Annotated in this window: 15 protein-coding genes and 1 tRNA gene; 11 read left to right on the top strand and 5 right to left on the bottom strand. The window is 64.1% G+C overall.

The annotated features are described in order from the left end of the window. Positions 1–41: 41 nt before the first annotated feature. Genes AC0L2P_RS14745 through AC0L2P_RS14755 form a run of 3 tightly spaced genes read left to right on the top strand, consistent with a single transcriptional unit; the run spans position 42 to position 5,858 of the window. Positions 42–1,106: an ImuA family protein gene (locus AC0L2P_RS14745; RefSeq protein WP_473502034.1), complete on the top strand. Its 1,065-nt coding sequence runs from the start codon at positions 42–44 to the stop codon at positions 1,104–1,106. Further along, the gene (locus AC0L2P_RS14750) at positions 1,039–2,517 is read left to right on the top strand and encodes a DUF6504 family protein (RefSeq protein WP_473502006.1); all 1,479 of its coding nucleotides are present in this window, start codon (positions 1,039–1,041) and stop codon (positions 2,515–2,517) included. Before AC0L2P_RS14745 ends, AC0L2P_RS14750 begins: the two co-directional genes overlap by 68 nt. Beyond that, a complete protein-coding gene (locus AC0L2P_RS14755) occupies positions 2,514–5,858 on the top strand; it encodes an error-prone DNA polymerase (RefSeq protein ID WP_473502007.1) in 3,345 nt (1,114 codons plus the stop codon). The genes AC0L2P_RS14750 and AC0L2P_RS14755 overlap by 4 nt, the downstream gene beginning before the upstream one ends. A gap of 31 nt (positions 5,859–5,889) precedes the next feature. On the opposite strand, the gene AC0L2P_RS14760 is transcribed toward AC0L2P_RS14755, so the two are convergent. The 4 genes from AC0L2P_RS14760 to AC0L2P_RS14775 form a co-directional block, all read right to left on the bottom strand. Next, entirely contained in the window at positions 5,890–6,126 is a 237-nt protein-coding gene (locus tag AC0L2P_RS14760) for a Trm112 family protein (protein ID WP_473502009.1), read from the bottom strand. 173 nt (positions 6,127–6,299) lie between these two features. After that, the gene (locus tag AC0L2P_RS14765; RefSeq protein WP_473502011.1) at positions 6,300–6,971 is read right to left on the bottom strand and encodes an LON peptidase substrate-binding domain-containing protein; all 672 of its coding nucleotides are present in this window, start codon (positions 6,969–6,971) and stop codon (positions 6,300–6,302) included. 163 nt (positions 6,972–7,134) lie between these two features. Further along, on the bottom strand, positions 7,135–8,127 hold the full coding sequence (gene trxA / locus AC0L2P_RS14770) for a thioredoxin (protein WP_473502013.1): 993 nt from the start codon (positions 8,125–8,127) through the stop codon (positions 7,135–7,137). Between the two features lie 85 nt (positions 8,128–8,212). Then, complete coding sequence (locus AC0L2P_RS14775; protein ID WP_352782730.1) at positions 8,213–8,710, bottom strand: prolyl-tRNA synthetase associated domain-containing protein; 498 nt, start codon at positions 8,708–8,710, stop codon at positions 8,213–8,215. Between the two features lie 232 nt (positions 8,711–8,942). Between AC0L2P_RS14775 and AC0L2P_RS14780 the strand changes: the two genes are divergently transcribed. The 3 genes from AC0L2P_RS14780 to AC0L2P_RS14790 all read left to right on the top strand — a co-directional run bounded on the left by AC0L2P_RS14780 (position 8,943) and on the right by AC0L2P_RS14790 (position 11,310). Beyond that, positions 8,943–9,017 (top strand) — tRNA-Gly (locus AC0L2P_RS14780). A 524-nt stretch (positions 9,018–9,541) separates the two neighbouring features. Beyond that, complete coding sequence (locus tag AC0L2P_RS14785) at positions 9,542–9,880, top strand: hypothetical protein (protein ID WP_473502014.1); 339 nt, start codon at positions 9,542–9,544, stop codon at positions 9,878–9,880. A gap of 191 nt (positions 9,881–10,071) precedes the next feature. After that, the gene (locus tag AC0L2P_RS14790; RefSeq protein ID WP_473502015.1) at positions 10,072–11,310 is read left to right on the top strand and encodes a M24 family metallopeptidase; all 1,239 of its coding nucleotides are present in this window, start codon (positions 10,072–10,074) and stop codon (positions 11,308–11,310) included. A 3-nt stretch (positions 11,311–11,313) separates the two neighbouring features. Here the strand turns inward: AC0L2P_RS14790 and AC0L2P_RS14795 are convergent, their stop codons facing one another. Then, positions 11,314–12,186: a helix-turn-helix domain-containing protein gene (locus tag AC0L2P_RS14795; protein ID WP_473502016.1), complete on the bottom strand. Its 873-nt coding sequence runs from the start codon at positions 12,184–12,186 to the stop codon at positions 11,314–11,316. Positions 12,187–12,292: 106 nt separating this feature from the next. Here AC0L2P_RS14795 and AC0L2P_RS14800 point away from each other — a divergent pair, with 106 nt between their 5' ends. The 5 genes from AC0L2P_RS14800 to AC0L2P_RS14820 all read left to right on the top strand — a co-directional run. Then, complete coding sequence (locus tag AC0L2P_RS14800; protein WP_473502017.1) at positions 12,293–13,564, top strand: extracellular solute-binding protein; 1,272 nt, start codon at positions 12,293–12,295, stop codon at positions 13,562–13,564. A gap of 202 nt (positions 13,565–13,766) precedes the next feature. Beyond that, positions 13,767–14,627, top strand: coding sequence for a carbohydrate ABC transporter permease (locus AC0L2P_RS14805; RefSeq protein ID WP_473502018.1), 861 nt, complete (start codon positions 13,767–13,769; stop codon positions 14,625–14,627). Then, positions 14,624–15,475 (top strand): carbohydrate ABC transporter permease, encoded by an 852-nt coding sequence (locus AC0L2P_RS14810; RefSeq protein WP_023675945.1) that lies wholly within the window; start codon positions 14,624–14,626, stop codon positions 15,473–15,475. The genes AC0L2P_RS14805 and AC0L2P_RS14810 overlap by 4 nt, the downstream gene beginning before the upstream one ends. An 8-nt stretch (positions 15,476–15,483) precedes the next feature. Next, entirely contained in the window at positions 15,484–16,581 is a 1,098-nt protein-coding gene (locus AC0L2P_RS14815; RefSeq protein ID WP_473502019.1) for an ABC transporter ATP-binding protein, read from the top strand. A 56-nt stretch (positions 16,582–16,637) separates the two neighbouring features. Continuing rightward, a partial coding sequence (locus AC0L2P_RS14820; RefSeq protein ID WP_473502020.1) for an aldo/keto reductase occupies positions 16,638–18,772 on the top strand: 2,135 nt, incomplete at its 3' end.

Raw genomic sequence — 18,772 nt, forward strand, 5'->3', positions numbered from 1 at the left:
TGGAACATAACAGGAACAATTGTGAGTGGAAGCTGACCGTCATGGCGACAAGCGCCGTGGCGCGGGAGACTGTTTTTGCCCTGCGCCGCCAGATCGCGAAGATCGAAGGGACCTTGCCCGAGCGCTTGGAGGCGCCGGCCGGTTCGTCGTTTGACGCGGATGTCCCTCGCCAGAGTCCGACACCCGCTCGGCCTCTGACCATTGTCCGGCGCGGTCTTGCCGTGGCGCCGCCCGATGCGTTTTTGCGCACCGGTGCCGAGCGCCTCGATGCTGCGCTGGGCGGCGGCCTGCCGAAGGCGGCGCTGAACGAGTTTCATGGCGTCACGACCCGCGATGCCGGAGCCGTCGCCGGTTTTGCCTTGTCGCTCACTAGCCTGATCCTCAGCCAGGGGGCGCGACTGCCGGTGCTGTGGATCGGCACATCCGAGGTTTTCCGCGAGGCCGGCTTTCCCTATGCCAGGGGGCTTCACGCCTTTTTCGGCATCGAGCCGGAGCAATTGCTGTTTTCCGAGGCGCCAAGGCTGCTCGATGCGCTGTGGGTCGCCGAAGAGGCTGCCCGAATGACGGCGCTGGCCGCTGTCATCCTCGAAATCCGCGGCAACCCGCAGCGGCTGGACCTCACCGCGACGCGGCGGCTGCACGCCCGGGCGCAGAGTGCCGGCCGGCCGCTGTTCCTGCTGCGCCAGGCCGGCGAGCCCGAGCCGACGGCAGCGCCCGTCCGCCTCATCCTGTCGGCGGCACCAGCGGCAACGCGTAAGACGCTTGCCGGGCCGCTCGCCGGTTCGATCGGCCGGCCCGCCTTCACCGTCACCATCGGCAAGAGCCGCACGGCCTTGCCCGGAAAGTTCACACTGGAGTGGAACCCCGATGAACGCATATTCGAAGAAAGACGGGGCGAGGAAAGAAGGTCTCAGGAATGGGCCCCAGAACGGCCAAAGAATCCTGTCCCTGTGGTTTCCGCATCTCGCCGCCGAGAGGATCCTGCGGCAGCGTCTGGGGCGGTCCTGGCGTTCCCGGCCGTCGGATCACCTGCCGCTGGTGATCAGCCATCGCCAAGGGAACACCCAGCGCATCGCCGCCCTCGACGAGCGGGGCGAGGCGCTTAATCTGAAGCGCGGCATGGGCATAGCCGATGCGCGCGCCATGCATCCCTCGATCGACATCGTGGAGGCCGATCCGGAGGCCGACCGGCGCCTGCTCGAAGGCCTCGCCGACTGGTGCGACCGCTATACCCCGCTGGTGGCGCTCGACGGGACCGACGGCCTCTATCTCGACGTCACCGGCTGCACCCATCTTTTCGGCGGCGAACGCTCGATGCTGGACGATATCCTGTCGCGTTTTTTCCATCAGGGCTTCGATGTCCGCGCCGGGCTTGCCGCCACGCCTGGTGCTGCCTGGGCGGCGGTGCGGTTTGCCGGCGACCGCATCGTTCCCGATGGCGAGGAGGAAGCGCTTCTCGCACCTTTGCCGCTGGCGGCGCTGCGCATCGGCCCGGAGGTCCGCGCCAGCCTCGAAAGCGTCGGCCTGCGCACGGCGGGCGCCGTCATGGCGGCACCGCGCGCGCCGCTGGCCCGCCGCTTCGGCGCATCGCTGCTCTTGCGCCTCGACCAGGCGCTTGGCCGCCTCGAGGAGGCCGTGTCGCCGCGCCTGCCGGTGGCGCCGCTTTCGGTCGAGCGTCACCTTGCCGAACCGATCATGCTGACCGAGGACATCGAGCGGCTGACAGGCATGCTGGCGACCACCTTGAAGAGCGACCTCGAGCGTCGCGGCGAGGGCGCAAGGCGGCTGGCGCTGCTGCTTTTCCGCGTCGATGGCGGCGTCAGCCGCATCGCCGTCGGCACCTCGCGGCCTCTGCGCGAGCCGCGGCTGATCCAGAAATTGTTCCACGAAAGGTTTGCCGCGCTCGAACAGGATATCGACGCCGGCTATGGCTTCGATCTCGTGCGCCTTTCGGTGTTGACCGTCGCCGCCTTCGACATGCAGCAGGCCGACCTTGCCGGCGAGACGAACGACGACGGTGCCGATATCGCGCTTTTTGCCGACCGCATTCGCGCCCGGCTCGGCGAAGGCGCGGTCTTGAAGCCGGTCGCCGTCGAGAGCCATTTGCCGGAGCGCGCCGTCGCCACCCTTCCCTTCACGGAGGCGCCGCAGAGAAGCTCGCCGCCGAAGCAGCCGGACAAGGCGAAGGACGCTCCTTCGACCGTCTTCCAACCGGAACGGCCGATCCGGCTTTTCCGTTCGCCCGAGCCGATCGAGGTGCCGGCCACCGAAATGCCGGAAGGCCCGCCTTTGAACTTCCGCTGGCGGCGCACGCTCTATCGGGTCGCGCGCGCCGAAGGGCCGGAACGCATCGCGCCGGAATGGTGGCGAGAGGCGGCGGGACGAGAAGATTCCCCGACCCGGGATTATTTCCGCATCGAGGATGCCGACGGCCGCCGTTACTGGCTCTATCGCCAGGGCCTTTACGGCGCCTCACAGCCCTCGCCGCGCTGGTTCATGCATGGGGTCTTCGCATGAATGCGCTGACGGCCATCCCCTATGCCGAATTCGGCATCCAGTCGAACTTCTCGTTCCTGCGCGGCGCCTCGAAACCGGAGGAGCTGGTGGTCGCGGCGAAATTCATGGGGTTTTCGGCGATCGGTCTCGCCGACCGCAATACGGTGGCGGGCGTGGTGCGCGCCTGGCAGCAGGCCAAGGTGGAGGGTGTTCCCTATCACCCCGGCTGCCGCCTGGTTTTTTGCGACGGCACGCCGGACATCCTCGCCTACCCGCAGGACCGCAAGGGCTGGGGCCATCTCTGCCGCATGCTGACACAGGCCAATCTGCGTGACGAAAACGAAAAAGGGGCGACGCTCCTCAAACAGAGCGATCTTCTCGAATGGGGCGATCTCCTGTCGCCGGCCATCCTGCCGGATCTGTCGGCGGACGCGGAAACCAGCCTCGCACTGCTTAGCCGGCTCAAAGATCGCTTCGGCGAAAACCTGCGGCTGGCGGTTTCGCCGGATTACCGCGGCAACGACCGCTTCCGTATCGAGCAGGCAGCGGCGATGGCCGAGCTGGCCGGCATCCCGTTGATGGCGACCAACGATGTGCTCTACCATACGGCGGAACGGCGCCCGCTGCAGGACGTGCTGACGGCGATCCGCCTCAATGTGCCCGTCGCCGAGGTGGGGCTGGAACTGGCGGCCAATGCCGAGCGTCACTTAAAGCCGCCGGTGGAGATGGCACGGCTTTTCCGCAGGCATCCGCAAGCCTTGGCGGAAACGCTGCGTTTTGCCGGCGAGCTGACCTTCTCGCTCAGTGACCTGCAATACAACTATCCCGATGAGCCGACAGAATCGGGCCTCGGGCCGCAGGCCGAGCTGGAAAGGCTGGCTAAGGAGGGTGCCGCCATCCGCTACCCCTCGGGCGTGCCCGCTTTTGTGACGCAGCGCATCGAGGAGGAGCTCGCCCTGATCGAGCGCCTGAACTACGCGCGCTATTTCCTGACCGTCCACGACATCGTCAAATTCGCCCGCAGCCAGCACATTCTCTGCCAGGGGCGCGGCTCCGCCGCCAACTCGATCGTCTGCTTCTGCATCGGCATCACCGAAGTGGGCCCGGACAAGATCGACACGCTTTTCGAGCGCTTCATTTCCGAGGAAAGAAACGAACCGCCCGACATCGACGTCGATTTCGAGCATGAAAAGCGCGAGGAGGTCATCCAGTATATCTATTCCAAATACAGCACCAAGCGCACCGCGCTGGCCGCCGCCGTCGTCAGCTACCGGGGCCGCTCGGCGATGCGCGAAGTGGCCAAGGCGATGGGCCTGTCGGACGACGTCCGGGGCGCGCTGTCCAGTTCGATCTGGGGCTGGTCGACCTCGGAGCTCGGTGAAAAGGAGACAAAGGCCGGCGGCCTCGATCAGACCGATCCATCGACAAGGCATGTGATCGAATGCGCCAACGAGATCATGGGCTTTCCCCGTCATTTGTCGCAGCATGTCGGCGGTTTCGTCATCACCAGGGACCGGCTCGACGAGATAGTGCCCATCGTCAAGACGGCGATGGACGAGCGCAAGATGGTCGAGTGGGACAAGGATGATCTAGACGCGGTGAAAATCCTTAAAGTGGACGTGCTGGCGCTCGGCATGCTGACCTGCCTGCAGCGCGCCTTCACCCTGCTCCAGGATCACTATCCGAACGCGCGGGATGATTACGGCCGGCCCTATGTGTTGGCCACTCTCCCGGCCGAGGACAAACATGTCTACGACATGATCTGCCGCGCCGATACGATCGGCGTCTTCCAGATCGAATCGCGCGCGCAGATGTCGATGCTGCCGCGGCTGCGGCCGAAAAGCTTCTACGACCTCGTCATCGAGGTGGCGATCGTGCGGCCCGGCCCGATCCAGGGCGACATGGTCCACCCCTATCTGCGCCGCCGGCAAGGCAAGGAAAAACCCGAATATCCCAAGCCGGAACTGGAAAAAATCCTCGGCAGGACGCTGGGCGTGCCGTTGTTCCAGGAGCAGGCGATGAAGATCGCCATCGTCGCCGGCGGCTTCAGGCCGGGCGAGGCCGATGAACTGCGCCGCGCCATGGCGACGTTCAAGCGCACCGGTACGATCGGCAATTATCGCAAGAGAATGGTCGACGGCATGGTCGCCAAGGGCTACGAAAAAGACTTCGCCGAGCGCTGCTTCAAGCAGATCGAGGGTTTTGGCGAATACGGCTTTCCCGAAAGCCACGCCGCCTCCTTCGCCCTGCTGGTCTATGCCTCGTGCTGGTTCAAGACCTTCTATCCCGACGTCTTCTGCGCCGCGATCCTGAATTCCCAGCCGATGGGGTTTTACCAGCCGGCCCAGCTTGTCCGCGACGCGCATGACCACGGTGTCGAGATCCGCGAGGTCGACGTCAATTTTTCCGGCTGGGACTGCGCCTTGGAGAAATCGCCTTTCGATCCGGATCGTATCCTTGACCGCCATGCCCAGATGCGCGGCGTCATCCGGACCAGCCGTGCCGTCCGGCTTGGCTTTCGCCAGGTCAAGGGCCTGTCGAAGGGGCGCATGGAAGCGTTTGTGTCGAGGCGCGGCGCCGGCTATGCATCCGTGCGCGACGTCTGGCTGCGCTCGGGCCTCAATGTCGACGAGATCGAAAAACTGGCGCAGGCCGACGCTTTCCGCTCGCTTGGATTGAACCGTCGCGACGCTCTATGGGCGGTCCGCGCGCTCGACGGCAAGAGTGCCGCCGAAAAGCTGCCGCTGTTCGATCAGCCGGCGATCCGCTTGCGCGATCTGGAGCCCGAAACCAGGCTCCCGACAATGCCGCTCGGCGAGCACGTCGTCCACGACTACCGCTCGCTCGGCCTGTCGCTGAAGGCGCACCCGGTCGCCTTCCTGCGTCAAAGGCTGGATCGGTCCGGCGTCACGCCCAATGCGCGCCTCGGCCAGGTGCGGGACGGCCGGCGCGTTTCGGTCGCCGGCCTCGTGCTGGTGCGGCAGCGGCCGGGCAATGGCAAGGCGATTTTCCTGACGCTGGAAGACGAGAATGCGGTCGCCAATGTCATTTTCTGGGAAAGGACCTTCAACCGCTTCCGCCCCATCGTCATGGGCGCGCGTCTCATCCGCGTCACCGGCAAGCTGCAATCGGAATCGGATGTTATTCATATCGTCGCCGAGAAGGTCGAGGATCTGACGCCGTGGCTGTCGGTGCTGCTTGAGGAGGCCGATACCGGCCAGGCTGAGCGCCAGCATTCGAGCAGCGGGCCCACAAAAGAGGCCCGGTCCAAGGCCATGCAATCCCCGCCTGTCCGGCAGGATCTCGGCACATTATCGGGAAAGGCGGAAAAGGTCATGCCCAAGGGACGCAATTTTCAATAGGGCATGAAAGGTTGGGAGGAAGGTCCGCCGTTCAGGAACGTCCCAGGCGCGGCGGCGGCAATCCCTCCTCGAAGGGGATCGCGCGCGCTTCCGAGGGCAGCATGATCGGGATGCCGTCACGCACCGGATAGGCAAGCCGTGCGACCCGCGAGATCAGTTCGCCGCGCTCCGGATCCCAGGTAAGCGGGCCCTTGGTCAGCGGGCAGGCCAGCAATTCCAGCAGCTTGGGGTCGACACTGGCTTTCTTTCCGTCACGCCCATCCACCATTCGGTCTGTCCTCAGCGCGGCTCTCCCTTCTCCTCTTGTGGGAGAAGGTGTCGCCGAAGGCGACGGATAAGGGGTGTTCCAGCTTGGCACCGACGGCACTCCGGCCAGCACCCCTCAACCGTCTCGGCGCTGCGCGCCGATCCACCTTCTCCCACAAGGGAGAAGGCAAGAGCCTACTGCAAACTCGAACCGAAATCCTCATTGTCGCGCGCCAGCGCCATTTCGGTGATAGCGATCAGCGTCTCGGCGCGCGTCTTCAGATCTGCCGCTTCGAGCAGCGCCTGTTTCTCGGCTGGCCCGTAAGGCGCCATCATCGACAGCGCGTTGACCAGCATGGCGTTTTCGGCGCGGCTGACGCTTTCCCAGTCGGCTTCCAGGTCGTTGGCCTGCAGATAGGCGCGAAACGCTTTGAGCAGCGCCGGCCGGTCGATCTCGGCTTCTGCCTGCTCCTCGTCGAGATCGGCGAGAAAGGGTGCCAACCGGCATTGGCGGAACGGCGTCTTGACGGTGAGTTCCTGGACAATGCGGAATCGGCACACGCCCTGCAGCGAAATCAGGTAACGGCCGTCGCCGCTCTCGGACAGCGCAATGATGCGTCCGGCACAGCCGACATTGCAGAGCTCCGGCTCGCCGTCGGGACGCAGCGCACCGTCCAGGCTGGGCTGGATCATGCCGATCAGCCGCGGCCCGGCAATCGCCTCGTCGACCATCTGCAGGTAGCGCGGCTCGAAGATGTTGAGCGGTATGCGGCCACCCGGCAGCAGCAATGCGCCCTCAAGCGGAAAGATCGGCATGGTCGACGGTAAGTCCGCAGCGAGCCGGTAATGCGCGTTTCCCGCCTGCACCTCAATCCTCCGATCGCTTCGTCAGGAAGCGCACCAAACCCGTCTCCTCCCGGCCGGCACAAGGCGCGACAAAGGAAGCCCGAAATCGAACGCCGTCCGAAAACCTAATCTGGCGCAGCCGCAGCCGACCGCAAGCCCGCGCGACAAAACAGTCTGCGCCGGCTCAGGAAAACAGCAGCGACGACAGTTTGCGCCGCGCCGACAGCGTTGCCTCGTCGGTCATCCCCCATGCCTCGAAGAGCTGCAGCAACTGGGTTCTGGCGCCGTCGTCGTTCCACGAGCGGTCGGCCTTGATGATCGCCAGAAGATTGTCGGCCGCCGCCATGCGATCACCCTTGGCGTTCTGGATCATGGCAAGCTCAAACCGCGCCTGGTGATCCCCGGGATTTTCGGCCAGCCGCCGTTCCAGTTCCGCCGGATTGCCAAGTGCCGCGGCTTGCGCGGCGAGCGCCATCTTGGCCCGCAGCGCGGCGAGCTGGGGCGCATCCTTCTTTGCATCCGGCGCCCGCGCCAGCACCGCCTCGGCACCTTCGGCATCGCCGGCCTCGAACAGCAGATCGCCCAAGCCGGCGATCGCCTCGATCGTCTCCGGCGCCTGTTCCAGGATGGCATCGTAAATGTCGGCCGCCGTCTGCACATCACCGGCGTCGCGCGCCTCGGCGGCCGCGGCCAGCGCCTCGGCCACTTGCGGCACGCCACCGTTCTTGCCGCCGACCTTCTGGATGAATTGCGTGATCTGGCTCTCGGGAATGGCGCCCATGAAGCCGTCGACCGGCTGGCCGTCCTTGAAGGCAATGACCGCCGGTATCGATTGGATGCCGAGCTGGCCGGCGATCGATGGATGGTCGTCGATATTCATCTTGACCAGCTTGACCTTGCCGCCGGCGGCTTTCACCGCCTTCTCCAGCAGCGGCGTCAATTGCTTGCAGGGGCCGCACCACGGCGCCCAGAAATCGACCAGCACCGGTTGGCGGCGGGATTCCTGGATCACGTCGGCGGCAAATCCAGCGGTCGTTGTGTCCTTGATGACGTCGGCCGGCGCCTCCGCAAGCGCGACCTTCTCACGCGCGGCATCGGTGCCGCCATATTGCACAGTGGTGGCATACTGGCCGCCATTGCTGCCAAACGGGCCGCCAAAGGGGTTGCTATCGCTCATCTTGTCGCCTTTCGGTCGCGCCGCCGGCCAAGGGACAGGCGCAACATCCTTCTTCAGAACCCGGTCTCAGTTACCCATGTGGCGATCATGCCGAGACTTTCAAGATAACAGCATCATGTCCGGTTGCCTCGACGAATTTGACGAGGTCCGCGGCAGCGATGGAAGTCGTCGCTTCATTGGTCAGCGGGTGGGCATTGACCACAGCATGGCTCATCAGCTCCTCGTCCAAAACGACCTTGATCCTTCGCTCGGTGTCGTTGATCAGCCCGAACACCGTGACCGCGCCCGGGACGACGCCGAGAAGCTCCATCAGCATCTCCGGCCGGCCGAAAGACACGCGCCCCGCGGCGCCGATCAGATGGTGGATCTGCTTGAGATCGACCACCGCCTCCTCGTCGACGCTGACCAGGAAGAAATTGTCCTTCTTGTCCTTGAGGAACAAGTTCTTGGTATGGCCGCCGGCAATCTCGCCGCGCAGCGCCTGCGAATCGGCGACTGTGAACAGCGGCGGATGGCGCCGGGTCGATACCTCGATCCCGAGTCCGGCGAGAAAGGCGAAAAGTTCGGCTTCAGTCTTCGGCATCGGTCTTTCTTCTGATGGCCCGCTTTCAACGGCGTGTTCGGCCTAAGCCGTTTACGGCCAATGATGCGGCCAAGACAAGCCCGTCATGCAACGCGGGGCCGATTGCCCTTGCGACGTCTCGCAGGAGGGCTTGTCCGCATTGCCGGCGAAGCAAAAAGCCTGCGAATTCCCTGTTGCAATCGCCGCGCTCTTCAGCCATATAGGCGCGGCTTGCGGCCAAAAAGCCGCGCGAGCGGGTGTAGCTCAGGGGTAGAGCACAACCTTGCCAAGGTTGGGGTCGAGCGTTCGAATCGCTTCACCCGCTCCATTTCTCTCAAGGGAAATCAAGCATCGAAAAGCCGCGGTCCGCCGCGGCCTTTTCGTCTCCTGCGCCACCAGGGCGCAGCGCGCCAAATCGCCTGGCAACGCCCACAACTTCATTTGCCACGATTCATCCGCAGATCGCCCAGGTGCTTTTGAGCGTTCCGTTCATCCCGTTCGGGTAGAAGCCGCCCTTGCTGAGGCCGACCTGGTCGGTCAGATGAACGATCCGCCCTCCCGCAGAAACTCGCCCCGAGCAAGCGAGGTTTTTCGATTGCAACCATGTCAGCCGACGCAGACTGCGCCGCAGCGGCGCCGACTCCTGCCGATGGTGAAAGTCCCGCCGCTGCGATCGCGCGAAGTACGCTTCCGATAAAGTTCAGGACTTTTGCGCGTCGATCTCGGACCAAGGTCCGTCTTGCAGGATGCTGGATTTGAACGAAACTTGTAAGTAGCGGACCTCCATATCGGAAGCCTTTGCTTTTCCATCTGAAACCATCCTTGGCGGGAGGGCGACTCGAAGGAGAAACCATGAAAACTCGAACCACTTTACTCGCGACGGTCGCCGCTCTCGCATTTGTCACCTCTCCTGTCCTCGCTGGCCCGGGCGGCAATGGTGGCGGGAACGGCAATGGCGGCAGTCACGGCAACGGCGGAAACTCGGCTGGGGCCGGGTCGCAGGGACACGGAGCCGCCACTTCCGCCGCAGCCAAGGATAAGTCGACGCACGGAGTTGCTCACGCATTGGCGGTCGTTGCCACAACACCGGCCTCACCGCAGGCCACCCTGGCCTTGCAGGCAGCGCTGGATAGGAAGGCCGCGAAAGACGCGGCAGACACTGCCGACGACACCTCTGACGAAACCGAATAAGCTTTCGAAGCAGACACTTGTTGTGTTGAAAAGCCGCGGTTCGCCGCGGCTTTTCCGTTTCCCGTCCTGGCGTCGAACTCCCAAGGTGAACAACGCTTGCAGAAAAAAGCTGCTCCACCGCGGCACTGAAGCTACGCTGAGGCCAAATGCCGCCGTATCGGCATCGGATTCGATCGCACCGGAGGGAACCCGTGACCGGCTTTGTCGACCGCGAGCGCGCAACTGACCTGATGCAGCGCGCCGGCATCGAGGCGCTGGTGCTTTGCGAGCCCGAGGCGTTCCGATATGCCACCGGCGCCTGGATCGGCCCGGCCGGCCTGTTCCGGCGGGCCGGCGCCGGTTTCGTGGTCATCCCGAGGCGAAGCGACTTGCCGATTGGCGTCGTGGTGGCGGACTTCCAGGCTGCCCAGCTCCGGGCGGCGATGGCCGGCGCCGTGGTGCGTACGCATCCGATCTGGATCGAATCGGCATCGCTCGAGTCGGCGATCGCCGACCGGCCCGTTGCGCAGCGCATCGAGGCCGGCCTGGTTGGCCGCGCGCCCGGTTTTTCACGTCCGGCGACCTTCGAGCTTGCCCGCTCCGTCCGCGAGCTGAAAACGATCCTCGCCGAATTCGGGCTGGAGCGTACCACCCTCGGCATCGAGCTGGATTTTGTCCCGGCCAGCGATTTGTTCGCGATGCAGGCGATGTTGCCGGACACTGCCCTGGTCAACGGCTCGCCGATTATCGAGAGGCTACGGGCAATCAAATCGCAGAGCGAAATCGACCTACTGCAGCAGGGCATCGTCTTATCGGAAGCCGGCCTTTCGCGGCTGCAGCAGCATGCAGCGACCGGCATGCGTCAGTCGGAGCTGATCGCGCTTTACCGGCAAGGCGTCGCCGATGCAGCCGCCTGGTCGTCGCAGCAAATCTCGACGGCGGAATACGTCACGCTGGGCGCTCGCCCCAAAAGTGCCGGTGCGATCGCCGCCGCCGGCGATCCGCTCAAGGCCGACATGGTCTGCAGCGTGAACGGCTATGCCTCGGACATGTCGCGGAATTTCACCTTCGGGCCGCCGTCGCCAGAACAGGCCGAATTGCATGCGATAGCCGAACGCGCCTTCGCCGATGGGCTTGCCGCGCTTATGCCCGGAAAGCCGTTCGCCGGCGTGCATCGCGCCGCCAGCGAAAGCCTGGCGCGCCAGGGCCTGCGTTCCTATCGCCGCGGCCATTTCGGCCACAGCGTCGGTCATTCCGTGTTTTCCGAGCAATGGCCATTCATCTCGGCCGACAGCGATGTCGTGATCGAAGCCGGCATGGTGCTGGCATTCGAGATCCCGCTCTACATCGACGGGCTCGCCAGCTTCAATCTCGAGGACCAGTTCCTGATCACCGCCAACGGGCCGTCGCCGATGAACCGTTTGCCAAGGCGTTTGGGGACCATCGGCTGACCGTCACCTCACGCCCGGCATGCCCCTGCGGAAATCCGACGGCGACATGCCAGCAAGCTTGCGGAACGACTTGTTGAAGGCGCTGAGCGAGCCGAAGCCCGATTCCATGGCGACGCGCAGCACATTGGCATCCTGATGCATCAGCAGGGCCTGCGCGTAGCTGAGGCGCAGCAGATTCACATATTCGTTGAGCGTCATGCCGGTCGATTTCTTGAAGATGCTCATGGCGTATTTGGGATGGATATCGGCCGCCGCGGCGATGTCGACGCAATCGATCTCATAGAGGAAATTCTCGGCGATGAAGTCGCACATGCGCCCGACATTGCGCAGCGATTGCTGATCGAAGGGACTGCCTATCTCCTGGTCGACCGGGGTTTCGGGCACGAGGCGATAGGGCTCGAAGCGCACCCGCTCCAGCCGCAGCAAAAGCTCGTTGACGGCATGCTCGGCCTTGACCGGGTCGCCGGAGCGGGCATAGCGGTTCCAGCGCTCGAAATTGTGGTCGTCCGACCGGTCGGTGGCGTCGGTCACCAGCGTCGCCCCGGTCATCAGCCTGTTGCGGACATCGGCGGGCAAATGCAGCCGGAAGAAATGCACCAGCGGCAGATGCGCGCCGGCATAGATGGCATCGTCGGAGGCTTCGTCCATTTGGTGCGGCAGGCCGCCCCAGAACAGGCACATGTCGCCCGCAGAAAGCGAAAGCCCGTGCCCGTCCATGCGGTAATGCACGTTCCCGCGCACGATGAAATTCACCTCGACCTGGGCATGCCAATGCGGCTTGAGCATCACCAGGGGCTGGGTGTGGAACATCTGCAGCAGCAGCGGCAGGCCCTCCACGCTGCTGGCGCCGGGCTGGTAAAACGGCCTTTCCGGCATCTTACTTTCCGCTCATTTCTTATTCCCTTTGTCGCGGACAAGGCGTTCCCGAGGCCTAGTCTAGCCACGCTCGCAAACAGAGAGCAACTGAAATGGGAGGATTTCAATGCGCATAAAATTGACCTGCGCCGCGCTCGCGCTTGCCTTGGGCTCCAGCCCGGCCTTTGCGCAGTCCGGTGAAATCACGATCTGGAGCTGGAATATCGCCGCTTCGTCGCTGAAGGCCACCATAGCGGGCTTCAACAAGCAGTATCCCGACATCAAGGTGACGGTCGAGGACCTCGGTAACCAGCCGACCTACGACAAGTCGATTGCCGGCTGCGCCGCCGGCGGCGAGGGTCTGCCGGACATTGTGACGATCGAGAACGGCGAGGCGGAAAACTACTGGACCCAGTTCCCGGATTGCTTCATCGACCTGCACACGCTCGGCTACACCGCGGAAGACCAGGCCAAATTCCCCGACTTCAAGCGCACCGAGCTCGAGGTTGACGACAAGGCCTATGCGATGCCCTGGGATTCCGGCCCGGTGGCGATGTTCTACCGCCGCGACTTCTATGAGAAGGCCGGCGTCGATCCGTCCTCGATCAAGACCTGGGACGATTTCATCGCCGCGGCCAAGAAGATCCAGGCCGCCAACCCCGGCGTCACGATGACCAACGCCGATTTCAACGGCGATTCCGAATTCTTCCGCATGATCTCCAACGAGCAGGGCTGCGCCTACTTCTCCGCCGATGGGCAATCGATCACCGTCAACCAGCCCAAATGCGTCGACGCCATGACCAAGATCAAGGAGATGAAGGACGCCGGCATCATTTCCTCGGCCGACTGGAGCACCAAGATCACCAATAACACCGCCGGCAAGGTCGCCACGCAGATGTATGGCGGCTGGTATGAAGGCACCGTGCGCACCGAATCGCCCGATGGGGCAGGCAAATGGGGCGTCTATTTGATGCCGAGCCTGACCGCCGACGGTCCGCGCGCCGCCAATCTCGGCGGCTCCTCGCTCGCCATCACCTCGGTGTCGAAGAACAAGGAAGCCGCCTACGCCTATCTGAAATACACGCTTGCGACGAATGAAGGCCAGATCACCATGCTGAAAGGCTTCGGCCTGGTGCCGTCGCTGATTTCGGCGCTCAACGATCCTTATGTCTCCGAAGGCCTGCCCTATTGGGGCGGCCAGGCCGTGTGGAAGGACATCCTCGGCACCTTGCCCAAGGTCGTTCCCAGCCGCGGCACGCCGTTCCAGAGCGACGCCGAAATCATCGTCCGCGCGGTGCAGACCAAATATCTCAGCGGCGGCTATCCCGACGCCAAGGCAGCGCTCGACGATGCCGCAAGCCAGATCGCCGCGGCGACCGCCCTGCCGGTCAAGTCGTGATCTGAACGAGACGGCTCCGGTGCGCGGCTCCCCTTCTCCCCTTGTGGGAGAAGGTGTCGCCGAAGGCGACGGATGAGGGGGGCTCCAGCTTGGCCGGCGGCGCTCCGGCCATCACCCCTCAACCGTCTCGGCGCTACGCGCCGATCCACCTTCTCCCACAAGGGGAGAAGGCAAGACACTTGAAAGCGAAAGGAGGAAAACGATGCGCCACCAGAACGCCACGGCGTATCGCTTCCTCGCGCCCTATCTGCTGATCTTTTCGATCTTCTGGCTGTGGCCGATCATCGATTCCTTCCTGATCTCGTTCCAGGCGACGCGCACCGTGCCGTGGCGGTTCGCGCCGACCTTCAACTGGGGCCGGCTGATCGGCGATCCCGCCTTCTTCAATGCCTTGAAGAACACATTGCTGATCCTTGTCATCCAGGTGCCGGTGATGATTTCGCTGGCGATTGTGATGGCGGTGCTTTTGAACTCGCCGCTGCTCAAGGCGCGTGGCCTGTTCCGCTTTGCCTTCTTCGCGCCGGTCGTGGTCGGCGAGGTCGCCTATTCGGCGGTTTTCCGGCTGATGTTCAATCTCGACTACGGCATCATCAACAAACTGCTGAACAGCATCGGCCTGCCCAGCGTCGACTGGTTTACCAACGTCACCCCGGCGATGGCCGTTATCATGATGGCGGTGACTTGGCGCTGGGCCGGCTACAACGCCATCATCCTGCTCGCCGGCCTGCAGTCCATCCCCGAGGATGTCTACGAGGCGGCGACCCTGGACCGGGTCAGCAAGGTCAAACAGTTCTTCTACATCACGCTGCCGCTGCTCAAGCCGATCATCGTGTTCTGCGCCGTGCTGTCGATCATCGGCACCATGCAGCTGTTCACCGAGCCGTTCCTGATCACCGAGCGCGGCGGGCCGGGCGGCGGCACCGAGACGCTCGGGCTGCTGCTCTACCGCCAAGGCTTCCGGTCGCTCAATTTCGGCTACGCTTCGGCCATCGCCTACACCATGGCCGGACTGGCGATTGCTATTTCGCTGGTGCAGATATGGCTGACGAGGGAACCGAAATGACCTCGCACTCAAGAGTCAGCCGTTCCCAGGCCAGATTGGGCCGCAGCATCGCGCTGCATCTCTTCCTGACCCCGCTGGCGCTGGTCTGGCTGTTTCCGCTGTGGATGATGGTGGTCTTTTCCACGATGCCCGACAACGGCATCTTCAGCCCCGACATCGAGCTTTTGCCGCACGGCAATTTCCTCGACAATGTCAGCAATCTGCAGCGTGGCACCAATTTTATCGGGGCCATCGGCATCTCCGTCTCGGTGGCGGTGACCTACACTTTCCTGTCGGTGATGCTGACCTCGATGGCCGGCTGGGCGCTGGCGCGTTACAACTTCTTCGGCAAGGGCATGGTCGTCGCCATCATCTTCGGCACCATCACCCTGCCCTATGCGGTCGTGCTGATCCCGCAATTCATCATGGTGGCGCGCGACTTCAAGCTCGCCAACACCTGGGTGGCGCTGATCGTGCCGCCGCTGTTCAATTCGCTGGGCGTGCTGTTCATGCGGCAGAGCTTTTCGATGATGCCGCACGAGCTGTTCGACGCCGCCAAGGTCGAGGGCGTCAAGGAATGGCGGATATTCCTGTTTGTCGCACTGCCTCTGGCGCGGCCGATGCTGGCGGCGCTCGCCATCATCCTGTTCCTTGCCTCCTGGAACAATTATCTCTGGCCGCTGCTGATCAATTCCAAGCCGGGCGCAATGACGGCGCCGGTGGCGCTCGGCACGCTGATCGGTCTCACCAAGGTGTCCTGGGGCGGCATCATGGCGGGCGCGGTGATGCTGACGGCGCCAATGCTCGTCGTATTCGTGCTTCTGCAGCGCCATTTCGTCGCCGGCATCGCTGCCGGCGCCATCAAGTAAGGATCAGCATGGCGGCAGTCACACTCAAAAACGTCATCAAGCGCTTCGGCGTCTTCGAGATCGTCCACGGCGCCAACATCGATATCGAAGACGGCGAATTCGTCGTCTTCGTCGGCCCTTCCGGCTGCGGCAAGTCCACGCTGCTCCGGATGATCGCCGGGCTCGAGGACATCAGCGACGGTGAGATCGCCATTGGCGGCAAGGTGGTGAACGACGTCGAGGCGGCCGATCGCGGCATCGCCATGGTGTTCCAGTCCTACGCGCTCTATCCGCACATGACGGTCGAGCAGAATCTGAGCTTCGGCCTGAGAATGACCGGCAACCCCAAGGCAGATACCGAGCGGCGGGTGAAGCGGGCTTCCGAAATCCTGCGCATCGCCGAGCTGATGAAGCGGCGGCCGCGGCAATTGTCGGGCGGCCAGCGCCAGCGCGTCGCCATCGGCCGTGCCATCGTGCGCGAGCCGCAAGTGTTCCTGTTCGACGAACCGCTCAGCAATCTCGATGCCGAGCTTCGGGTGCAGATGCGCGTCGAGATATCGCGCCTCCACAAGGAGCTCGGCGTTACCATGGTCTATGTGACGCACGACCAGACCGAGGCGATGACGCTGGCCGACAGGATCGTCGTGCTCAACGCCGGCAATATCGAGCAGATCGGCGCACCGCTCGATCTCTACGACGACCCCGCCAACCGCTTCGTTGCCGGCTTCGTCGGCTCGCCAAAGATGAACTTCCTGGCAGCGAAAATGGTCGGCGCCGACAACGGCGCTGCGGTCGTCGAACTGGTCAACCATCGCGGGGCGCGACTGCGCAAGCCGCTTTCGGATGCCTTGCCTGCAATAGGCGGCGATGTCGTGCTTGGCGTGCGGCCGGAGCATTTCTTCGACGCCGGCCAGGGCGATTGCGATCTTACCCTCAAGGCCGACGTCGCCGAGCACTTGGGATCGGTGAGCTATGTCTATGCCAATTCCGGGACCGGGGGCGGGCGCGAGGAACTGATCGTCGAGCGCGAGGCATCGCGGCATCGCGCGAACGGCGACGACCTGGTGGTGTCGATCAAGGCCGACCGCTCGCTTCTCTTCGACGCCACCGGCGCACGCATTCGCTAACCCATCTTTCTTTTGTCCGGTCGCGATTGCTCGCGGCCCCCCCACGGAGAATTGACATGACGTCCAAACCAGAAAAAATTCGCTGGGGCATTCTCGGGCCCGGCAACATCGCCAAGGCCTTTGCCGGCGGCGTCGCGCATTCGCGCACCGGCACATTGATCGCCATCGGCGCGCGCAATCCCGGCAAGGCCGGGCTCACCGAGGCCTTCCCCGGCGCCCGCATCCTCGACGGCTACGAAGCTTTGCTTGGCGATCCGGATGTCGACGCGATCTATATTTCGACGCCGCATCCAAGCCATGCCGAATGGGCGATCAAGGCGGCCGAGGCCGGAAAGCATGTGCTTTGCGAAAAGCCGCTTGGCCTGACCGCCTTCGAGGCCGACGCCATGATCCATGCCGCGCGCAAGGCCGGCATCTTTCTCGGCGAAGCCTTCATGTACCGGCTGCATCCGCAGACGGCCAAGCTGGCCGAGCTGATCAGGGCCGGCGCGATCGGCGACATCAAGATGATCAAATCCAGCTTCGGCTTCGCCATGCCGGGCTTCATGCCGGAGCACCGGCTTTACGCCAAGGATCTCGCTGGCGGCGGTATTCTCGATGTCGGCGGCTACCCCGTCTCGATGGCGCGGCTGATTGCCGGCGCGGCGGCGGGAAAGCCCTTCGCCGAGCCGGACAAAGTCGTCGGCGCTGCGCATCTCGGCCAATCCGGTGTCGACGAATGGACGTCGGCGCTGTTGCATTTTCCGGGCGGCATCGTCGCGGAAGTCTCCTGCAGCATCTCGCTCGCTCAGGACAATGTCTTGCGCATTCTCGGCAGCAAAGGCCGTATCGAGGTCGCGGATTTCTGGTTTGCCGGCGGCAAGCAAGGCGGTACCGGCGAAATCCGCATCATCCGCCCGGATGGCAATGAGGTGGTCGAGGTCAGCGAAGACGGGTGGCTTTACGCATTCGAGGTCGACGCCGCCGACGAGGCCATTCTCGGCGGAAAGCAGGAGTTTGCCTGGCCCGGCATGGGCTGGGCCGACAGTCTCGGCAATCTGCGCGTGCTCGACAAATGGCGGGCCGCAATCGGGCTCGAATACGACATCGAGAAACCGGCAAAGCGCGTCAACACGATCTCCGGACGAAAGCTGCGCTCCGGCGGGACCGCCATCCCCAAGCGCAGCATTCCGGGCCTGCCGCGGCCGGCCTCGTGCCTGGCGCTCGGCTTCGAGGATTTCCGCACTTTTTCGTCGGGAGCCATCCTGCTCGACGCCTATTTCGAGGCCGGCGGCAATCTATTCGACACCGCCTTCGTCTACGGTTCCGGCTATACCGAGACGCTGCTCGGCCAATGGCTGAAAAATCGCGGCGTGCGCGAGCAATCGGTGGTCATCGGCAAGGGCGCGCACTCGCCGCTCTGCTATCCCGACGTCATCGGCAAGCAGCTCACCCAGTCGCTCGAGCGGCTGCAGACCGACCATATCGACGTCTATTTCATGCACCGCGACAATCCGGACGTGCCGGTCGACGAATTCGTCGATGCGATGGACCGCGAGGTCAAGGCCGGCCGCATTCGCGGTCCGTTCGGCGGCTCGAACTGGACGATGGAACGCATGGACGAGGCGATTGCCTACGCCGAGCGCACCGGCAAGCAGAAGCCCGGCGCGCTTTCCAACAATTTCTCACTGGCCGAGATGCTGGAGCCAATCTGGGCAGGCTGCGTCACCTCCTCCAGCGACGCATGGAAGACCTGGCTCACCGCCCGTCAGATGCCGAACTTCGCCTGGTCGAGCCAGGGCCGCGGCTTCTTCACCGACCGCGCCGGCCGCGACCGGCGCGACAATGAGGAGTTGGTCCGGGTCTGGTACTCGGACAAGAATTTCGGCCGCCGCGACCGAGCCATCGAACTCGCCGAGCGGCTGGGCAAAAGCCCGATCCATGTCGCGCTCGCCTATGTCCTGGCGCAGCCGTTCCCGTCCGTTCCGCTGATCGGGCCGCGCACGCTCGACGAATTGGAAGACAGCCTCCAGGCGCTGGACATCTCGCTTTCGCCGGACGATCTTGCATGGCTGGATAGCGGTTCGGGGGGGGGCCCCCCCCCGGGCCGGCCCCCCCCCGCCGGGGGGGGGGGCGGGGGGGGAGGCCGGGGGGGGGGGGGGGGTTTTGGGGGGCCGGCCCAAAACCCCCAAAAAAACGGGGAAGGGGTTAT

This window comes from Mesorhizobium sp. WSM4836, from assembly GCF_055811815.1.

Excerpts from the sequence above, each read along its gene's own strand:
- AC0L2P_RS14745 (WP_473502034.1), top strand. The coding sequence starts at position 42 with ATGGCGACAAGCGCCGTGGCGCGGGAGACTGTTTTTGCCCTGCGCCGC.
- AC0L2P_RS14810 (WP_023675945.1), top strand. The coding sequence starts at position 14,624 with ATGACCTCGCACTCAAGAGTCAGCCGTTCCCAGGCCAGATTGGGCCGC.
- trxA (WP_473502013.1), bottom strand. The coding sequence starts at position 8,127 with ATGAGCGATAGCAACCCCTTTGGCGGCCCGTTTGGCAGCAATGGCGGC.
- AC0L2P_RS14800 (WP_473502017.1), top strand. The coding sequence starts at position 12,293 with ATGCGCATAAAATTGACCTGCGCCGCGCTCGCGCTTGCCTTGGGCTCC.
- AC0L2P_RS14815 (WP_473502019.1), top strand. The coding sequence starts at position 15,484 with ATGGCGGCAGTCACACTCAAAAACGTCATCAAGCGCTTCGGCGTCTTC.
- AC0L2P_RS14795 (WP_473502016.1), bottom strand. The coding sequence starts at position 12,186 with ATGCCGGAAAGGCCGTTTTACCAGCCCGGCGCCAGCAGCGTGGAGGGC.
- AC0L2P_RS14785 (WP_473502014.1), top strand. The coding sequence starts at position 9,542 with ATGAAAACTCGAACCACTTTACTCGCGACGGTCGCCGCTCTCGCATTT.
- AC0L2P_RS14755 (WP_473502007.1), top strand. The coding sequence starts at position 2,514 with ATGAATGCGCTGACGGCCATCCCCTATGCCGAATTCGGCATCCAGTCG.
- AC0L2P_RS14760 (WP_473502009.1), bottom strand. The coding sequence starts at position 6,126 with ATGGTGGATGGGCGTGACGGAAAGAAAGCCAGTGTCGACCCCAAGCTG.
- AC0L2P_RS14805 (WP_473502018.1), top strand. The coding sequence starts at position 13,767 with ATGCGCCACCAGAACGCCACGGCGTATCGCTTCCTCGCGCCCTATCTG.
- AC0L2P_RS14775 (WP_352782730.1), bottom strand. The coding sequence starts at position 8,710 with ATGCCGAAGACTGAAGCCGAACTTTTCGCCTTTCTCGCCGGACTCGGG.